The 18,816-nt window shown below is 67.8% G+C and carries 19 protein-coding genes; 15 read left to right on the plus strand and 4 right to left on the minus strand.

From position 1 onward, the window contains the following. The first annotated feature begins 4 nt into the window (after positions 1-4). From C1924_RS03440 to C1924_RS03450, 3 genes are all read left to right on the plus strand, one after another. Positions 5-2,191, plus strand: coding sequence for a TonB-dependent hemoglobin/transferrin/lactoferrin family receptor (locus tag C1924_RS03440; RefSeq protein WP_174208935.1), 2,187 nt, complete (start codon positions 5-7; stop codon positions 2,189-2,191). Positions 2,192-2,196: 5 nt separating this feature from the next. Beyond that, positions 2,197-2,799, plus strand: coding sequence for a Hemin transport protein (locus tag C1924_RS03445; RefSeq protein ID WP_079220664.1), 603 nt, complete (start codon positions 2,197-2,199; stop codon positions 2,797-2,799). A 71-nt stretch (positions 2,800-2,870) separates the two neighbouring features. Beyond that, entirely contained in the window at positions 2,871-3,797 is a 927-nt protein-coding gene (locus C1924_RS03450; protein ID WP_108764089.1) for a DUF6607 family protein, read from the plus strand. Between the two features lie 77 nt (positions 3,798-3,874). On the opposite strand, the gene C1924_RS03455 is transcribed toward C1924_RS03450, so the two are convergent. The 3 genes from C1924_RS03455 to C1924_RS03465 form a co-directional block, all read right to left on the minus strand. Beyond that, positions 3,875-4,228, minus strand: a complete 354-nt coding sequence (locus C1924_RS03455) for a DMT family protein (protein ID WP_108766955.1) — start codon at positions 4,226-4,228, stop codon at positions 3,875-3,877. 68 nt (positions 4,229-4,296) lie between these two features. Next, complete coding sequence (locus C1924_RS03460) at positions 4,297-6,813, minus strand: FtsX-like permease family protein (RefSeq protein WP_108764090.1); 2,517 nt, start codon at positions 6,811-6,813, stop codon at positions 4,297-4,299. Continuing rightward, positions 6,810-7,457 (minus strand): ATP-binding cassette domain-containing protein, encoded by a 648-nt coding sequence (locus C1924_RS03465; RefSeq protein WP_108764091.1) that lies wholly within the window; start codon positions 7,455-7,457, stop codon positions 6,810-6,812. Before C1924_RS03465 ends, C1924_RS03460 begins: the two co-directional genes overlap by 4 nt. 75 nt (positions 7,458-7,532) lie before the next feature. Here C1924_RS03465 and C1924_RS03470 point away from each other — a divergent pair, with 75 nt between their 5' ends. The 3 genes from C1924_RS03470 (at position 7,533) to C1924_RS03480 (ending at position 10,400) form a co-directional block, all read left to right on the plus strand. Beyond that, on the plus strand, positions 7,533-8,177 hold the full coding sequence (locus C1924_RS03470) for an arylesterase (protein ID WP_108764092.1): 645 nt from the start codon (positions 7,533-7,535) through the stop codon (positions 8,175-8,177). 87 nt (positions 8,178-8,264) lie between these two features. Beyond that, a complete protein-coding gene (locus C1924_RS03475; RefSeq protein ID WP_002811889.1) occupies positions 8,265-8,978 on the plus strand; it encodes a response regulator transcription factor in 714 nt (237 codons plus the stop codon). Positions 8,979-9,128: 150 nt separating this feature from the next. Then, positions 9,129-10,400, plus strand: coding sequence for a HAMP domain-containing sensor histidine kinase (locus C1924_RS03480; RefSeq protein ID WP_108764094.1), 1,272 nt, complete (start codon positions 9,129-9,131; stop codon positions 10,398-10,400). Between the two features lie 127 nt (positions 10,401-10,527). On the opposite strand, the gene C1924_RS03485 is transcribed toward C1924_RS03480, so the two are convergent. Then, on the minus strand, positions 10,528-11,229 hold the full coding sequence (locus C1924_RS03485) for an SGNH/GDSL hydrolase family protein (RefSeq protein WP_108764095.1): 702 nt from the start codon (positions 11,227-11,229) through the stop codon (positions 10,528-10,530). 213 nt (positions 11,230-11,442) lie between these two features. Between C1924_RS03485 and C1924_RS03490 the strand changes: the two genes are divergently transcribed. The 9 genes from C1924_RS03490 (at position 11,443) to C1924_RS03535 (ending at position 18,813) form a co-directional block, all read left to right on the plus strand. Continuing rightward, a complete protein-coding gene (locus tag C1924_RS03490; RefSeq protein ID WP_108766956.1) occupies positions 11,443-11,838 on the plus strand; it encodes a diacylglycerol kinase in 396 nt (131 codons plus the stop codon). A gap of 32 nt (positions 11,839-11,870) precedes the next feature. Next, on the plus strand, positions 11,871-12,620 hold the full coding sequence (locus C1924_RS03495; RefSeq protein WP_108764096.1) for a TerC family protein: 750 nt from the start codon (positions 11,871-11,873) through the stop codon (positions 12,618-12,620). Between the two features lie 158 nt (positions 12,621-12,778). Then, entirely contained in the window at positions 12,779-13,939 is a 1,161-nt protein-coding gene (locus tag C1924_RS03500) for an MFS transporter (RefSeq protein ID WP_108764097.1), read from the plus strand. A gap of 593 nt (positions 13,940-14,532) precedes the next feature. After that, on the plus strand, positions 14,533-15,153 hold the full coding sequence (locus C1924_RS03510) for a LemA family protein (RefSeq protein WP_108764098.1): 621 nt from the start codon (positions 14,533-14,535) through the stop codon (positions 15,151-15,153). A gap of 3 nt (positions 15,154-15,156) precedes the next feature. Continuing rightward, positions 15,157-16,047, plus strand: a complete 891-nt coding sequence (locus C1924_RS03515) for a TPM domain-containing protein (RefSeq protein WP_108764099.1) — start codon at positions 15,157-15,159, stop codon at positions 16,045-16,047. Further along, entirely contained in the window at positions 16,047-16,541 is a 495-nt protein-coding gene (locus tag C1924_RS03520) for a TPM domain-containing protein (RefSeq protein WP_108764100.1), read from the plus strand. Before C1924_RS03515 ends, C1924_RS03520 begins: the two co-directional genes overlap by 1 nt. Positions 16,542-16,577: 36 nt before the next feature. Further along, a complete protein-coding gene (gene lgt / locus C1924_RS03525) occupies positions 16,578-17,465 on the plus strand; it encodes a prolipoprotein diacylglyceryl transferase (protein ID WP_108764101.1) in 888 nt (295 codons plus the stop codon). Next, positions 17,462-18,256, plus strand: coding sequence for a thymidylate synthase (locus tag C1924_RS03530; protein ID WP_108764102.1), 795 nt, complete (start codon positions 17,462-17,464; stop codon positions 18,254-18,256). The genes lgt and C1924_RS03530 overlap by 4 nt, the downstream gene beginning before the upstream one ends. Continuing rightward, positions 18,253-18,813, plus strand: coding sequence for a hypothetical protein (locus C1924_RS03535; RefSeq protein WP_254051208.1), 561 nt, complete (start codon positions 18,253-18,255; stop codon positions 18,811-18,813). The genes C1924_RS03530 and C1924_RS03535 overlap by 4 nt, the downstream gene beginning before the upstream one ends. Positions 18,814-18,816 lie beyond the last annotated feature (3 nt).

Raw genomic sequence — 18,816 nt, forward strand, 5'->3', positions numbered from 1 at the left:
GCCGATGACCCGCCCGACCGCCCTGTCCGTTGCCCTGTGGATGGCCCTGCCGCTGTCCGCCCACGCTGCTGCCGATGCCGCGCCGGAGACGCGCGAATTCGATCGGGTGCAGGTCACCGCTACCCGCACCGAACGTGCGGTCAGTGACGTGGCCGCCACGGTCGATGTGATCGACCGCGAGCAGATGGACCGGCAGCTGGTGCACGACATCAAGGACCTGATCCGCTACGAACCCGGACTGTCGGCCGGCCGCAGCGCCACCCGCTTCGGCCTGGGCAGCATCCGCATCCGTGGCCTGGACGGCAACCGCGTGCGCATCCAGACTGATGGCATTGCCATGCCGACCAGTTTCAGCATCGGCTCGTTCTCCAACGCCAACCGCAACTTCACCGATCTGGACACGCTCAAGCGGGTGGAGATCGTGCGCGGTCCGGCCAGTTCCCTGTACGGCTCGGACGCCCTCGGCGGCGTGGTGGCCTTCGTCACCAAGGACCCGGCCGATTACCTGAAGGACGGCAAGGACAGCTACGCAGGCCTGAAATTCGGCTATGACGGCGAGTGGAAGGGCCTGCTGGGCGGCGTCACCGGCGCCTGGGGCGGCGAGCACTGGAGCGGCATGGTCAACATCAACCATCGCCAGGGCCAGGAAACCGACAACCAGGGCGACATCCGCAGCCTCGACAACACCCGCACCGCAGCCAACCCGCAGGATCGCGACGGTCGCAGCGGCCTGGCCAAGCTGGTGTATGCGCCCAGCGAAGACCAGCGCTTCCGGCTGACCGTGGAAGGCAACGAAGACAACACCGATACCGATGTGTTGTCTTCCATCGACCGCACGACCACGACCAGCATGAAGGCGCGCGATACGCAGAACCGCACGCGGGTGTCCTTCGCGCATGAAATGGATGCGCTGGACAAGGGCTTTGCTGACAGCCTGCATTGGCAGCTGTACACCCAGCACAGCGAAACCACCCAGATCACCGATGAAGGCCGCGCCAACCGCAGCCGTCGTCATCGCGAGTTCAATTTCGACCAGCGTGCGTGGGGCCTGCAGCTGCAGCTCAACAAGGCGTTCAGCACCGGCAGCGTCGAACACGCGCTGACCTACGGTTTCGACGGCGCGCGCACGGACATCCGCCAGAAGCGCGACGGCTACCAGGTGCTGGCCACCGGCCAGGTCACCAGCACGCTGCTGCCCGACATCTTCCCGGTGCGCGACTTCCCGATCAGCAGGACCACCGAGCTGGGCCTGTACGCGCAGGATGAAATGCGCCTGGCCGACGGCAGGCTCTCGTTGGTGCCCGGTGTGCGCGTGGACCGTTACGAGCTGAAGCCGGAAGTGGACAGCATCTTCGCCGAAGACAATCCCGGCGTACCGGTATCCAAGCTGAGCAAGACCAGCGTGTCGCCGAAGTTCGGCCTGGTCTACCGCTTCACCGATGCGTGGTCGCTGTTTGCCGGCTATTCGCGTGGCTTCCGCTCGCCGCCGTACAACGACGTCAATCTCGGCTTCACCAATTTCGCGTTCGGCTACACGGCCATTCCCAACCCGGACCTCAAGCCGGAAACCAGTGATGGCGTGGAGCTGGGCCTGCGGTTCGCCGCGCCGGTGGCCTATGTCAGCCTCAGCGGCTACTACAACGATTACAAGGATTTCATCGAGTCGCAGTCGATGGTCGGAACCAATGACCAGGGCCTGATGGTGTTCCAGTCGCGCAACATCGCCGACGCGCGCATCTACGGTGCCGAACTGAAGGCCGGCGTGGATTTCGGCCAGGTCAGTCCGGCGCTGCAGGGCTGGGCACTGCGCAGTGCGGTGGCCTGGTCGCGCGGTGACAACAAGACCGAAGATACGCCGCTGGATTCCATCGACCCGCTGCGCGGCACCGTCGGCCTGATGTACGACACCGACACCTGGGGCGTCGAACTGGCCGGCACCTTCGTCAAACGCAAGGACCGCGTCGCGACAGCGACCGTCTACCGCCCGGCCGGCTACGGCGTGGCTGACCTGATGGCGCACTGGAACTTCGCGCCGGGTGCCACCTTCAACGTCGGTGTGTTCAATCTGGGTGACAAGCGCTACATCGACTGGTCCAACGTGGGCTCGACCCTGTCGGCCAGCAGCACCGTCCTGGACCGCTATACCAGCCCCGGCCGCACGCTGTCGGCCAGCCTTGCCGTTTCCTGGTGAACCCCATGAGCCGAGCCCTGTCTGCACGTCGTCTGTCGTCCTTCCTGCCGCACCACGCGCTGCAGGCCTGGCCCACGCCGGCGCAGCTGGCCGCGCTGGGCACCGTGCTGTGCCTGTACCACGCCGACAGCAGCGAACTGGGCGGTTGGCGCCAGGCCGTTTCGGTGCACGCCTGCCAGGGCGTGGACAGCGAAGGGGTGCGCGAAAGCCTGTGCTTCCTCGACGGGCGTGGCCGCTGCGTCTGGCGCCTGTACCTGCTGCCGGACAGCGATTTCCTGGCGTGGGACCGGCTGGTGGCATCGCTGCCGCCGGGCCCGGAACATGATGCCGAAGGCAGCGTTGGTGAGCGCCTGTGGCGGCGCCTGGCCGGCCACCTGGGAGGGCAGCGCTGGCGCCTGTGCGCGCTGCGACTGCATGCCGCCGACGAAGGCCGCACCCTGGCCGCCAGCCTGTCCACGCTGTCCTCGCTGGGCGCCGCAACGGCGCGCCGCATCGCGCGGCTGGAAGGCGCCGAAGGCGAGCTGTCCATTGACGACTGCTGCTGCGCCGATGCCGCCCGCAGGCCGGCCCCGCGCATTCCGGGCGAACTGCCGCTGGTCCGCCTGTAATCCGAACCCGAAGGATCGAATGCGGCCAGGGATGGCCACCCATCGAACGTGATACCCCGAAGGAATTCCAGATGAAGTTGCAGACAGCCAGCGTGATGGTGCTGATCGCCGCAAGCGGTGCAGCCAGCGCGCAGCCCTCCGATATCGCCCGCGACCACGCCAGCATCCTGGCCATGCAGGGCGAATACACCGTGGATTTCGCCTTCGATGAAACCGTGCTGCTGAAGCCGGGCTACGAGCGTGCGCCGGCCATGCGCAGCGCCGGCAACGAAGTGGTGATCGTGGTTGAAGACAGCCCGCGCCGCGTTGTCCTGCAGCACCTGCTGGTGGATGCCAAGAGCGGCCATGTAACCAAGCACTGGCGCCAGGACTGGGTGTATGAAGCACCGAACCGGTTCGAGTTCAGTGCCGACCAGACCTGGCAGGTGCGCACGATCGCTGCGGCCACCAACAAGGGCGCCTGGACCCAGTGCGTGTACGAGGTGAGCGACGCGCCGCGCTACTGCGGCACCGGCACCTGGACCTACGACAACAACGTGCCGACCTGGACCAGTGACATCAGCTGGCGCCCCCTGCCGCGCCGCGAATACACCAAGCGCAGCGATTACAACGCCCTGGCCGTGGTCAACCGCCACACGCTCACGCCCAATGGCTGGACCCACGAACAGTTCAACACCAAGGTGCAGCGCAATGCCGACAGCAGCCAGGTGGAGATCGCCCGTGAGTTCGGCTTCAATGACTACATCAAGACCACCGAGGTCGATTTCAGCCCGGCGCGCGATTACTGGAAGGCCACGGCCGGCTACTGGGCCAAGGTGCGCCAGCGCTGGGACGGTTTCCTGACCCAGGCCCCGGGCGTGCACCTGAAGACCAAGCTCGACGGCATGGCGATGATCATCCCGCTGTTCACCCAGGCCGACGACATCCAGTCGGGCAAGAAGGTGAAGGATTCGCAGATCGACGCCGTGTTCGCCGAGTTCGTGGAAAAGGCCCGGTAACCCCGGGCCGCAACCGCATCCACGCATGGCGTGGATGCCGTCATTCGTCAGTAGATCCACGCCATGCGTGGATGCCGTTATTCCTTGAACATCAAAAACGCGGCCAGCACGATCAGCCCGAACGCCGCGTAGTGGTTCCACTTCAGCGGCTGGCCGAGATAGGACGCGGAAAACACCGCGAACACCACCAGGGTGATGACTTCCTGCATACCCTTCAGCTGCGGCGCCGAATACACCGCGCTGCCCAGGCGGTTGCCCGGCACCTGCAGGCAGTACTCGAAGAACGCGATGCCCCAGCTGACCATGATGACCATCATCAACGGCGCGCTCTTGTACTTCAGGTGGCCGTACCAGGCGAAGGTCATGAAGATGTTGCTGCCGAGCAGCAGCAACACGGGGTACAGGTAAGCGGCGAACGACGTGCCGGGCATCCGGGCGATCTCATCGGGTGGGGCGCGCAGCATACCGCCGGCCCCACCCGTTGCGTGTCATGGCCGCGTCAGGCCTCGCGCAGGGCCAGCGCCGGCGGGGTATGCAGGATCGCCCGCGTACCCCACCAGCCGGCCAGCAGGCTCAGGCCGATGCCCACCACGCCACCCAGCAGCAGGCCCGGCCAGGGCGGCAGCAGCGGCAGTTCAAACACCTTCTGCGATACCGCCACGCCGATGCCGGCGGCAGCGCCCACCGCCAGCAGCGCGGCCAGCGCACCCAATGCGCCGAACTCCACCAGTACCGCACCGCGCAGCTGGCGCCGGGTCGCGCCCAGCGTACGCAGTACCGCGCTGTCGTAGCGGCGCTCGCCGGCCGTGGCCTGCAGGGCGGCCAGCAGCACCAGCACGCCGGCCAGCAGGCTGAACACCATCACCAGCTGCACCGCCTGCGCAACGCGGTTCATCACCTCGCGCACCTGCGAAATCACTGCATCCACATCCAGCAGCGACAGGTTGGGCTGCTCGCGCACCAGCGCACCCAGGCCCGCCGCCTTGCCCGCCGGCAGGTGGAAGGCCGACAGCAGGTTGTGCGGCGTATCGCCCACCGCATTGGGGTTGAGCAACACGAAGAAGTTCGGGCGGAAGGTGTTCCAGTCCGCCTTGCGCACGCTGGTGACGGTGAACTCACGTTCCTGCTCGCCCACGGCAATGGTGATGCGGTCGCCCAGGTGCGCGCCGTAGCGCCTGGCCCAGCCGATCTCCACCGAGGCTTCCGGTGCGGTGCTGTCGGCTTTCCAGAAGGTACCGTTGACCAGGGTGTTGGCCGGCGGGAAGGTGCTGCGCCAGCTGAAGTTCAACGGCCGGTTCTCGTCATCATCGTCGCGCTGGCCCTCGCCCTGTGCGGGTTGGCCGTTCTGTTCCGGCGCGCGGTCCACGCGCAGCGGGGGCTTGCCGTTGATCGCGATCAGGCGGCCGGTGGCCATCGGTTCAACGCTGGCATCGGCCGCACCCAGCCCCTGCAGCGCTGCCAGCACACCATCGCGCTGCTCGGGTTGGATGTTGATCAGGAAGTAGTTGGGGGTGTTCTCCGGCAGGCGTTCGCGCCACTGCTGCAGCAGTCCCGGGCCGGTCACGGCCAGCAGCAGCAGCGCGCACAGCGACAGCGACAGCCCCACCAGCTGCATCACCGCCAGCATGCGGCGCCGGGTCAGTGCGGCCAGGCCCAGCCGCCAGTTGCCATGCAGGCGGTGCTGCAGGCCGCGCAGCAGCTGCAGCAGCACGAAGCCGACCACACCGGCGGCCACGGCCAGCGCGGCCAGGCCACCCAGCACCCACAGCGCCAGCTTCAGATCACCGGTCACCTGCACCGCCAGCACCAGGCTGGCACCCAGCGCGGCCACATAGGCCAGCAGCGACGCCGGGGGCAGGGCAGCGAAGGAGCGGTTGAGCACGCGCATCGGTGGCACCCCGCGCAGGCGCAGCAGCGGGGGCAGGCCGAAGCCGAACAACAGCAGCAGGCCGATGCCCGCACCGGTCAGGGCCGGGGTCGCCTCGGGCAGCGGCAGGCGCTGCGGCACCAGGCTGCCCAGCACCTGCACCAGACCTTCCTGTGCGGCCATGCCCAGGCCGATGCCGAGCACGCAGGCCGGCACCGCCAGCATCAGCAGCTGCAGCGCCAGGCCTGCCAGGATGTCGCGCTGGCGTGCGCCCAGGCAGCGCAGGATCGCCACCTGGTCGATGCGGCGCAGGGCGAAACGGTTGGCTGCCAGCGCGGTGGCCACGCCGGCCAGCAGCACGGCCAGCAGCGCACTCAGGCCGAGGAAGCGGCCGGCCAGATCGAACGCCTGCCGCACGCCGCGCTGGGTGTCATCCACGCTCAGCAGACGCATGCCCTTCGCCTGGGGCAGCAGCCACTGCCGGTAGGCAGCCACCTGGTCCGGCGCGCCGGCCACCATCAGCCGGTAATTGATGCGGCTGCCGGGCCCCAGCAGGCCGGTGCCGTCCACGTCGGCGCGGTTCACCAGCAGGGTGGGAGACAGCGTCAGCAGGTCGCCGCCGGTATCAGGCTCGGCTTCGATGATGCCGGCCACGCGCAGCGCGCCTGCCCCGAACTCCAGCGCATCGCCGACCTTCAACCCCAGTGCCTGCAGCAAGCGCGGGTCGGCGTAGGTCTGGCCCTGCGGCGGCATGCCCGCGTCGGCAATCAGCGCGCCGCCCGGCGTGGCCCGCACCCGCAGCGTGCCGCGCAGCGGGTAGCCGGCCTGCACGGCCTTGATGCTGGCCATCTGGCTGGCGTCGCCATTGAACAGGACGCTGCCGAAGCCGGCGATGCGCGTGTGGGCCAGGCCGCGCCGTTGTGCTTCCTCGGCGAAGGCCGCGGGCGGATCGCTGCGGCCGGCCACACCGAGGTCGCCGCCCAGCATCTCGGCGGCGCTGCCGGTCAATGCCAGATTCACCCGGTTCACCAGCGTGCCGACCGCGGTCATCACCGCCACGCCCAGCACCAGCGCGGCGAACACGGTCAGCAGGTCGCCGGCCAGGGCTTCGCGGCGCAGTGCGCGCCAGGCGTGCCGCAGCAGGTTCATGCCTGCGCCCCGTACTCGACGGCCTGCAGGCGGCCGTTGTCGATGCGGTGGATGTACTGGCAGCGCTGGGCCAGGCGCAGATCGTGGGTGACCAGCACCAGGGTGGTCCCGCTGCCGGCATTGAGCTCGAACAGCAGGTCGCTGATGTGCTGGCCGGTGGCCTGGTCCAGTGAACCGGTGGGTTCATCGGCAAACAGGATGCGGGGGCGGGTGACGAAGGCGCGGGCCAGCGCCACGCGCTGCTGCTCGCCGCCGGACAGCTGCCGCGGGTAGTGGCGGGCGCGATGGGACAGGCCGACCTGGGCCAGTACCTCATCGACACGCGCGCGATCCTCGCGGCCGGCCAGTTCCAGCGGCAGCGCGACGTTTTCCGCCGCCGTCAGCGCCGGCAGCAGGTGGAAGCTCTGGAACACGAAGCCGACCTCGCGTGCACGCAGCTGCGCGCGCGCCTCCTCGTCCAGCGTGCCCAGCGCCTGCCCGGCCAGGGTGATGCCACCACGGCTGGGAAGGTCCAGCCCGGCCAGCAGGCCGAGCAGGGTGGTCTTGCCGGAACCGGAGGCCCCGACAATCGCCACGCTGGTGCCTTCATGGACGGTGAGGGTGATGTTGTCCAGTATGTGGACTTCACCCTCCGGGCCATGCACGGATTTGCCGACCTGGTCGACGGCGATGGCGACGGGCGCGCTGCGGGGGGACAGGCTGTCGATGAGGAGACTCCAATGCGTATGACGGGATGGAGCCGGCAAGCCGGCACGATGATGGTGCTGCTGCTAGGGTTGCTGCTGTACTCCGGCCTGGCGTGTGCCAAAGGTCCGGCCGGCACGGTGCTGGTGCTCGGCGACAGCCTCAGTGCTGCCCACAATATCCCGGCCGACGCAGGCTGGGTCAGCCTGCTGGACAAGCGGGTCAGGCAGCAGTCGAAAACCCCGCCGCGCATCGTCAACGCCAGCATGAGCGGGGAAACCACCGCCGGCGCGCTGACCCGCCTGCCGGGCCTGCTGGCCAGGGAAAAGCCGACCGTGGTGGTCATTGCCCTGGGCGGCAACGATGCCCTGCGCGGGCTGACCCCTGCACAGGTGCGGGGCAACCTGGAAAAGATGCTGCTGGCCAGCCGCGCGGCCGGGGCCAAGGTGCTGCTGCTGGGGATCGACGTGCCGCCCAACTACGGGCCGGCCTACCGCCAGCGCCTGGCCGCTGCCTACCGCGCGCTGGCCGACCAGTACAAGGTGCCGCTGCTGCCGTTCCTGCTGGAGGGCGTGGCCCTGCAGCCGGGGCTGATGCAGGCCGACGGGCTGCACCCCACTGCACAGGCCCAGCCCAGGGTACTGGACAACGTATGGCCACTGCTGAAACCCCTGCTCTGAATCTTTTTTCAGCGTCTTGACGGAACTTCACATCGCGTCCACCGTCGATCGGGCATGTTTCACAAAGCTGAAGACAGAGGTACTCACATGCGTCAGACGAAGGAGACTTCCGGCTTGGTGCTGGTGGTCGAGGACAACCGCAACATCTCCGAGATGATCGGCGAATACCTGGAAGGCCGTGGCTTCGAGGTGGACTATGCGCAGGATGGCCTGGACGGCTACCGTCTGGCGGCTGAAAACAGCTACGACGTGGTCGTGCTGGACCTGATGCTGCCGCGCCTGGATGGCATTGAAGTGTGCCGCCGCCTGCGCAACGACGCCCGCAAGTCGACCCCGGTGCTGATGCTGACCGCGCGCGACACGCTGGATGACAAGCTCACCGGCCTGGGTTTCGGTGCCGATGATTACCTGACCAAGCCGTTCGCCATCCAGGAACTGGAAGCCCGCCTGCGCGCGCTGATCCGCCGCGAACGTCGCCAGGTGGGTTCGGAAGTGCTCAAGGTCGCCGACCTCGTGCTCGATCCGGTCAGCATGCGCGCTACCCGCGCCGGTACCGAACTGCAGCTCTCGCCGATCGGTCTGCGCCTGCTGACCATCCTGATGCGGGAATCGCCGCGTGTCGTAACCCGCCAGGAAATCGAGCGCGAGATCTGGGGCAACGGCCTGCCCGACTCGGATACCCTGCGCAGCCACCTGTACAACCTGCGCAAGATCATCGACAAGCCGTTCGACCGTCCGCTGCTGCATACCGTGCAGAGCGCCGGTTACCGCATCGCCGACATCGCCCAGCCGATGGCCTGAGCCATGCCGGTTCAGGAACAGGCCCGCCCCGGCTCCGGCCGGGTCGCGGGGCAGGGGACGGGCCGCGGGCCGTGCCGGCGGTCACCGTCCGTGCACGACGACGGCGCGGCGCGCTGCCTATAATCGCAGCGCTTCGACCGGGACCCCGCAATGCCGCACGGCCTGCCGCGCAAGATCCGTATCGCTTTCATCCTGCAGGCAGTGCTGGCCAGCGTGGGCATCCTGCTCGGCGCCTGGCTGGTGTCGCTGGTGATCAAGCACAGCCTGGTGGGCGCTGCCCTGCGCGAAGAGGCCGCCTACTACTGGACGCTGCACGAGGCCTCGCCCACGCAGCCGCCGCCCAACACCCAGAACATCCGCGGTTACCTGCTTGAGCGTGGGCGCTCGAGCCTGTCGCTGCCGGCCAATCTGCGCAACCTCGAACCCGGTTTCCATGAGCTGCCTGGCGATGACCAGCTGGTGCTGGTCGATGCCCGGGCCGAAGGCCGCCTGTACCTGGTGTTCCTGCGCTCACGTGCGGAAATGCTGGCGTTCTGGTTCGGCATCGTACCGGTGCTGCTGACCCTGCTGGCTGTGTATGGCGCCAGCTGGGTGACCTACCGGGCCTCCAAGCGCCTGGTGTCGCCGGTGAACTGGCTGGCGCGGCGGGTGTCGCGCTGGGATCCGGGCCACCCCGAGGCCGCCGACCTTGAACCGGACAAGCTGCCGGCGGACATGCAGGGCGAGACCCGCCAGCTGGCGGCTGCGCTGCACTCACTGGCCAACCGGGTGACCGACCACGTGGCCCGCGAGCGTAATTTCACCCGCGATGCCAGCCACGAACTGCGCACGCCGCTGACCGTGATCCGCGTGGCCAGTGACATGGCACTGGGCGATGACAGCCTGGAGCCGCGCCTGCGCCGCAGCCTGCAGCGCATCCAGCGTGCCGGGCGGGACATGGAGGCGGTGATCGATGCCTTCCTGATTCTGGCCCGTGAGGCCGACATCGAACCGCAGATCGAACTGTTCGATGTCAACGACATCGTCCGCTACGAGGTGGACAACGCCAACGAACTGCTGGCCAACCGGCCGGTGGCGGTGCACCTGCACAGCGCGGGCCCGGTGCAGCTGCATGCGCCGCCGAGGGTGCTGCAGGTGGTGGTCAGCAATCTGGTGCGCAACGCCTGCAACTACACCGATGAAGGCCGCATCGACGTGCAGGTGACCGCTGACCGTGTCGTGGTGCGTGACACCGGCATCGGCATGTCGGCCGAGGCGTTGGCGCGTGCCTTCGAGCCGTTCTACCGCGCCGAGCCGGACCGTCCGCAGGGCACCGGCCTGGGCCTGTCGATCGTGCGCCGGCTGTGCGACCGCTTCGGCTGGAAGGTCAGCCTCGCCAGCGAGCCCGGCAAGGGCACCGAAGCGACGGTCATCTTCCGCTGACCCGGCCGGGGTCGGATCCCGTTGCGGTGGCCCGGGGTCGGATCCCGTTGCGACGCAACGGGCTCTGACCCCGCTCCACTGCGGCGCATGCCAACCAAAGTTGGCATCTACCCATGCCGGTCAATCCTCAATCGCACGTCACCTTCGGCGCCACGGCCTTCGTCCAGATCGCATAGCCGGCGGGGGTCATGTGCAGCATGTCCTCGCGGAACAGCTTCGCATCCGGCTGGCCATCGGCGCCCAGCATCGGGGTGTAGATGTCGGTGTAGCCGGTGTTGGGAAGCTTGGCCAGCGCAGCCTTGATCAGCGCGTTGGCCTGGTTGATCGCCGGCAGCAGGTGTGCGCGCGACGGGCTGGGCTTGATCGACAGGTATTCCACCTTGGTGTTCGGCAGGTCGCGGTGCACGCGCTGCACGAAGGCCACCACGTCATCGCGCACCTGGGTCGCGCTGCGGCCGCTGTTGAGGTCGTTGTCGCCGGCATAGAAGAACACCTTGCAGGGCGCATACGGCACCACGATCTGACCGGCGTACCAGGTGCTGTCGCGCACTTCCGAGCCGCCGAAGCCCCGGTTGAACACCGGCTGCCCCGGGAAATCCTGGGCCAGGCTCTCCCAGAAGCGGATCGAGGAGCTGCCGATGAACTCGATGCCACCGCGCGGCGGCGGGTTGCTCTGGTCGCCCTTGAGGAAGGTGGCCATGTCGCCTTCCCAGGCCACGTTGGACACCTGCTCGGGTACGCGCGGCGGGGCCGGCGGGCTCAACGCCTGGGCCAGCGGGGCCAGGGTCAGCAGGCCAAGCGACAGCAGACAGGTACGGGCGAGGGTCATCAGCGGCTCCAGCAAGGGCAGGGGACACCCATCATAGGAGTTCGCTGCGGTGCCGCGCTTGCCGGTGGCGGGTGGTTGGCCTGCCCGCGCGGGGTGCCGCTGCCGCCCTTGTGGCAAAATGGGGCCTGTCTGCCCATTCCTGTGCACCCATGATTGACTGCCGTGCGTCTGAGCGGTCGCTGCGCCGCGCCCCTGTTGCTGGACCTTTCACCCGTGGCTGATCAGTTCGGCCACATGCCCCGCGGCCCGCGCCGCATCTTCCAGGCCGCCCGCTGGTCCTGGCAGGGCCTGCGCGCCGCCTGGCTGCACGAGTCCTCGTTCCGGCTGGAGGTCTACCTGCTGGTGGTGCTGGCCCCGCTGGCGCTGTGGCTGGGGCAGACCCCGGTCGAGCGCGCGCTGATGATCGGCTCGATGCTGCTGGTGCTGGCGATGGAACTGGCCAACTCGGCCATCGAAGCGGTGATCGAGCGCTACGGCGCCGAGATCCATGAGCTGGCCGGCCGCGCCAAGGACATGGGCTCGGCGGCAGTATTCGTGCTGATGATGAACGTGCTGCTGTGCTGGGCGCTGGTCGTGGTGCCCCATCTGCTGGCCGGCGTTTACGCCTGAACCCCATTCCCCCACTGTCCTGAAGAGTTTCCATGTCCTTTGAGTTCCTCGCCGACCCCAACGCCTGGGTGACCCTGTTCACGCTCAGTGCCCTGGAAATCGTGCTCGGCATCGACAACCTGGTGTTCATCTCCATCGCCGTCAGCAAGCTGCCGGAAGAGCGCCGTCCGTTCGCCCGCAAGCTCGGCATCGCCGTGGCGTGCATTACCCGCATCGCGTTGCTGGTGTCGCTGGCCTACCTGGCGCACATGGCCGCCAACCTGTTCACCGTGGCCGGCATGGGCATCTCCATCCGCGATCTGGTGCTGATCGTGGGCGGCCTGTTCCTGATCATCAAGGGCTACATGGAGATCAAGGAGCTGATCACCGGTGGCGAGGATGAAGACCCCAGCACCACCAAGGCATCGGCCGTGTTCGGCTACGTCATCGCGCAGATCGCGGTCATCGACATCGTGTTCTCGCTGGATTCGGTCATCACCGCGGTCGGCATTGCTGACCACATTCCGGTGATGGTTGCCGCCATCCTGCTGTCGGTGCTGGTGATGCTGCTGGCCGCCAACCCGCTGGGCCGCTTCATCGATGCCAACCCGACGGTGAAGATGCTGGCGCTGGCCTTCATCCTGCTCATCGGCGCGGTGCTGATCCTGGATGGCCTGGACGTGCACGTGCCCAAGCCCTACATCTACGCGGCGATGGGCTTCTCGGTGCTGGTGGAATGGCTGAACCTGCTGATGCGCCGCCGCGCACGCGAACACCAGGTGCCGGGCGCCGGCAACTGGTAAACGATCCACCCAGGACCCCCGGCACTGCCGGGGGTTCTGCGTCATGGGCCTCCACCTGTGAACCGGGGTCAACACTGTTTTCCCGCGGCGAGGCTTAATCGGCGGCGGCAAAGCGCGCAGGCTGTGCAGCTTCCCGTTTCCTCCCCTAGGAACCCTCCATGAATTCCAGAGCCGCTCTGCTTGCGCTGGCGGTCGGTGCCTTCGGCATCGGCACCACCGAGTTCACCCCGATGGGCCTGCTGCCGGTCATCGCCGATGGCGTCGGGGTCAGCATCCCCACCGCCGGCATGCTCATCACCGCCTACGCCATCGGCGTCATGGCCGGTGCACCGGTCATGACCCTGCTGATGGGCCGTTTCTCACGGCGCACGGCGCTGATGCTGCTGATGTCGATCTTCATCGTCGGCAACCTGCTGTCCGCGCTCGCCCCCAACTATGGCCTGCTGCTGCTGTCGCGCCTGGTCACCAGCCTCAACCACGGTGCGTTCTTCGGCATCGGTGCGGTGGTGGCGGCCAGCCTGGTGCCGAAGGAGAAGCAGGCGGCCGCGGTGGCGACCATGTTCATGGGTCTGACCATCGCCAACATCGGCGGCGTGCCGCTGGCCACGTGGGTCGGCCAGCAGTTGGGCTGGCGCCTGGCGTTTGCCGGTACGGCGGTGCTGGGCGTGGTGGCGATCAGTGCGCTGGCTCTGGCTCTGCCGGCGTCGGCACCGGGCGTGCGGCCGGATGTGCGCCGCGAGCTGAAGGCGATCCTGCAGCCGCAGGTGCTGCTGGCCATGGCGACCACGGTGCTGGGTGCCGGTGCGATGTTCACGCTCTACACCTATGTGGCGCCGGTGCTGACGGAACTGACCGGGGCATCGAATGCGTTCATCGCGATGTCGCTGGCGCTGATCGGCATCGGTTTCACTTTCGGCAACGGCATTGGCGGGCGCATGGCCGATTGGTCGCTGGACGGTGCCACGCGCATCCTGCTGGCGGCGCTGGCCGTGCTGATGTTCGTGCTGCCGCTGGCGTTGCTGAACCACGTGACGGCGGCCATCGGTCTGCTGGTATGGGGCGCGGCGACGTTCGCGATCGTGCCGCCGCTGCAGCTGCGGGTGATGCAGGCGGCGACGGATGCGCCGGGCCTGGCGTCGTCCATCAACGTCGGTGCGTTCAACCTGGGCAATGCGGTGGGTGCGGCGCTGGGTGGCGCGGTGCTCAGCGCAGGCCTGGGCTATGCGGCCATTCCGGTGGCGGGTGGCCTGCTGGCAGCGTCCGGGTTGCTGCTGGCATGGCTGGGGCGCACGCGCGCGCCGGTGGCTGAGGCCTGCTGAGGGGGCGGCAGGGCTTGCAGCCCTGCACCCGCTCACGTCAACGTCAACGTCAACGTCAACGTCAAAAGCGGGGTACCCGTGGGATGGCGGGGTGGATCCGGTTGAGGGGGACGGCGTAAATACGTCCATGTAGCCTCGGTCGCGCCATCCATGGCGCTCACGCCCCCTCAACCGGACCCCCCCCCCTTCGACAGTTCTCCGCGATCTGTCGGAGCTCGGGGTCGGATCCCGTTGCTGCGCAACGGGCTCTGACCCCGGTTCTGCTTTGGTGGGTGCCGACCGTTGGTCGGCACGATTGCCTGGAGCATGGGCTTTTGCTTTTGTTTTTGCTCTTGCTCTTGCTCTTTTTTGATCTTTCCCGCGGTGCGAGGAAACCGTCCATGGTCGGGAGGGTGGGTTGGCTGGGGGCGCGAGCGCCATGGACGGCGCTCACGAGCTGACATTGACGTACTTGCAGCGTCCCCCAGCCAACCCACCCTCCCGACCAACTCCCGATAACAGCGCACCACCACCGCGGAGGGGGCCCGCCCGATGGCCGCTCGTTAACGCGAACCGTGGCATGCTCGGCAGCCAGTCCACCCGGAATTCCCGCCATGCGCCTGCTCACCCGCGTCCTGCCTCTGTTGCTGCTGGCCTCCCTGCTCTCCGGCTGCGGTTACAACGCCATCCAGCAGAAGGATGAAGCGGTCAAGGCCAGCTGGTCCGAAGTGCTCAACCAGTACAAGCGCCGAGCCGACCTGGTGCCGAACCTGGTGCAGACCGTCAAAGGTTTTGCCAGCCAGGAAGAGCGCGTGCTGACCGAAGTCACCAATGCCCGCTCGCGTGTTGGACAGATCAACGTCAACGCCGATGACGAAGCCTCTCTCAAGCAGTTCCAGCAGGCCCAGGGCGAACTGGGAAGTGCGCTTTCGCGCCTGCTGGTGGTCACCGAGAACTACCCGGTGCTGAAGTCCGACGCCAACTTCCGCGATCTGCAGGCGCAGCTGGAAGGCACCGAAAACCGCATCACCGTCGCCCGCGGCCGCTACATCCAGCAGGTGCAGGACTACAACACCTACATCCGCTCGTTCCCGCAGCTGGTCACCGCCAAGATCTTCGGCTACCAGCCCAAGCCCAACTTCAGCGTCGACAACGAAGCGCAGATCTCCAACGCACCGGCCGTCGACTTCGGCACCGCGCCGCAGCAGCCGCCGGCGCCGCAGCCGGCGCACTGACCGATGCGCCTGGCCACCGCGCTGTTGCTGGCGGTCCTGCTGTGGCTGCCGCTGGCGCTGCACGCGCAGGCGCTGGCGCCGATTCCCACGCTGGATTCGCCGGTGGTCGATACCACCGGCACCCTCGACGCTGCGCAGAAGCAGGCCCTGGTACAGCAGGCGCTGGCCCTGCAGCAGCGCAAGGGCAGCCAGCTGCAGGTGCTGGTCGTGCCCAGCACGCAGCCGGAGGACATCGCCCAGTACACCACGCGCGTCTTCGACCAGTGGCAGATCGGCCGCAAGGGCGTGGATGACGGCGTGCTGCTGGTGGTCGCCAAGGACGACCGCCGTGTCCGCATCGAGCCGGGCTACGGCCTGGAAGGCGCGATTCCCGATGCCATCGCCAACCGGGTCATCCAGGAATATCTGGTGCCGCGCTTCCGCAGCGGCGATTACGCCGGTGGCATCACCGACGCCACCGCCGTGCTGGTGAAGCTGGTTGATGGCGAGCCGCTGCCGGCACCGGTCAGCGGCCAACGTGGCCGCGAACCTGAGGGTGGCGGCGATACCTGGATCCTGGCGCTGTTCATCGGCGTCTTTGCAGGCAGCATCCTGCGCGGGGTGTTCTCGCGGGTGCCGCGTCCGCTGCGCGGCCTGCTCGGCGGCGGCGGCGCGGCGCTGGCCGCCTTCCTGTTCACCTCCACCCTGCTGGCCAGCGGCCTGGCGGGCATCGTCGGCCTGGTGGTGGCGATGCTGTCCGGTCATCCCGGGCGCTTTGCCGGGGGCGGCGGCTGGGGCGGTGGCAGCTGGGGGGGCGGCGGCTTCGGGGGCGGTGGCGGTTTCGGTGGCGGCGGCGGTGGCTGGGGCGGCGGTGGCGGCCGCACCGGCGGCGGCGGCGCCTCGGGGGGCTGGTGATGGTCCGGCGCCTGTTCCGACATGTGTTCGCGCCTTCGGTGCGGCGGGCCTTCCCGCCGGACACCCTGCAGGCCATCACCGAGGCCATCGCCGCCGGCGAGGCACGCCATGGCGGCCAGGTGATGTTCGCCGTGGAAGCAGACCTGCCCCTGCACGCACTGTGGCGGGGCATGACCCCACGGCAGGCTGCCGAGCAGGCCTTCGCCCAGCTCCGCACCTGGGATACCCACCACAACAACGGCGTGCTGATCTATCTGCTGCTGGCCGACCATGCCATCGAGATCGTGGCCGACCGCGGCCTGCACGGCCGGGTGAGCGCTGCACAGTGGCAGCGGGTCTGTACCCACCTGCGCGAGGGACTGCGCGGGGCCAACCCGGTCGAGGCGTTGCGCAGTGCCATCGAGGAGGTCTCCGCGCTGGTGGAAGGGCACTTTCCGGCCACGGCGCGGTCCGATGATGACGGCCTGCCCGACACCCCGCAGATACTGGGTTGAGCCGTAAAATACCCGTACTCCCGCAAGGCAGCTTCCATGATCTATTTCCACGACATCGACCCCATCGCCCTTTCGCTGGGGCCGATCAAGGTGCACTGGTACGGCATCATGTACCTGCTGGGCTTCACCGCGGCCTGGCTGCTGGGCCGCAGGCGCATCGCGCAGGGCCGCCTGCCCGGCGTCGATGCCAACGGTTTCTCCGACCTGCTGTTCTACGCCATGCTGGGCGTGGTGCTGGGCGGGCGCATCGGCTACATGCTGTTCTACGCGCTGGGCGATTTCCTGCACAACCCGCTGCTGCTGTTCAAGGTCTGGGATGGTGGCATGAGCTTCCATGGCGGCCTGCTGGGCGTCATCGCCGCCTGCTGGTGGTGGTCGCGCAAGCACGCGCTGCACTTCTTCGACACCATGGATTTCATGGCCCCGCTGGTGCCGCTGGGCCTGGGCTTCGGTCGCATCGGCAACTTCATCGGCGCCGAGCTGTGGGGCAAGTACACCGACGGCAGCTGGGGCGTGGTGTTCCCGTCCGGCCTGCCGGCGCCGCTGAACCAGCTCGATCCTGCGACCCTGCAGGCGCAGTTCGCTACTGGCGCGCTGAACCAGTACGCCCGCCATCCTTCGCAGCTGTATGAAGCGTTCCTGGAAGGCCTGGTGATGTTCGTGGTGCTGTGGGCGGTGTCGGCCAAGCCGCGCCACCGCTACCTGGTGGGCGGCCTGTTCGCGCTGCTGTACGGCGTATTCCGCTTCGCGGTGGAGTTCGTGCGCATGCCCGACAACGGCATCTACATGGCCTTTGGTTGGCTGACCAAGGGCCAGATCCTGTGCGTGCCGCTCATTGCCTTCGGCCTGGTGCTGCTGGCGATGTCGCGCCGCGCACCGGTGCTGCAGCCGCAGCCGCTGGTGGCCGCAGGGAGCAAGGCATGAAGCCCTACCTGGACCTGCTTTCGCATGTGCTGGAACACGGCGCCGGGAAGAGCGACCGCACCGGCACCGGCACCCGCAGCGTGTTCGGCTGGCAGATGCGCTTCGACCTCAACGAAGGCTTCCCGCTGGTCACCACCAAGAAGCTGCACCTGCGCTCGATCATCCACGAGCTGCTGTGGTTCCTGAAGGGCGATACCAACATTGGTTACCTGAAGGACAACCAGGTACGCATCTGGGACGAGTGGGCCGACGACAACGGCGATCTCGGCCCGGTCTACGGCAAGCAGTGGCGCAGCTGGGCCACTGCCGATGGCCGCGAGATCGACCAGATGCAGTGGCTGGTGGATGAGATCAAGCGCAACCCCGATTCGCGCCGGCTGGTGGTCAGCGCCTGGAACGTGGGCGAGCTTTCGCGGATGGCGCTGATGCCCTGCCACAACCTGTTCCAGTTCTACGTGGTGGACGGCAAGCTCAGCTGCCAGCTGTACCAGCGCAGCGGGGACATCTTCCTCGGCGTGCCGTTCAACATTGCCAGCTACGCGCTGCTGACCCACATGGTGGCGCAGGCGACCGGCCTGGGCGTGGGGGATTTCGTGCATACGCTGGGCGATGCGCATCTGTACTCCAACCATTTCGAGCAGGCCCGCGAGCAGTTGTCGCGTGAACCGCGCGCGCTGCCGACGCTGTGGTTGAACCCTGAGGTGACCGATCTGTTCGGGTTCCAGTTCGATGACATCCGCATTGATGGCTACGACCCGCATCCGGCCATCAAGGCGCCGGTGGCGGTGTGAGGCTGGGTACAAACGTCCCGTCGCTGCTGGTAGTGGCCGGCCTGCTCTGCGCAGATGCGCACGCGGCACCGGCCGATACGCTGGTGCTGGCCCGTAAGGTCAATGCGCAGATCGTGCACAGGCAGATGCGCGAAGAGGTGGATTTCTTCTCCCGGACCTTCAATGACCACGCCCGCCTGCCGGACGACGTGCCGGCGGCCTGCCGTGCACAGCTTCAGGAGGCGGTCACTGCCATGTACGCGGCCATGGTCACGCACCTGAAGACGGGCGTGGAAGAGCCGGCGTACCAGCATGCGCTGGAGCAGCGCCTGGCCGAGGTCTATTCCAGCGAGCAGCTCGAAGCATTCCTGCAACGCAGTGCAGAGGCTGACACCGCCGTGTTGTCGAAAGAAGTGCTGTCCGGCCCGGGCCTGAAGGCGATCCAGGAAGCGCAGCAGCAGAAGTTGCTGGATGGGCTGGATGCGGAATCCGCCACTGATCCGGCGCTGCGGTCTGCCTTGCGTGCGGCCGGTGCCGCCAAGGACGCCTGCCAACAGGTGCAGGCCGAGGCAGAGTGAGGA

Source organism: Stenotrophomonas sp. ESTM1D_MKCIP4_1 (assembly GCF_003086895.1).
In the GTDB taxonomy this organism is placed as follows: Bacteria; Pseudomonadota; Gammaproteobacteria; order Xanthomonadales; family Xanthomonadaceae; genus Stenotrophomonas.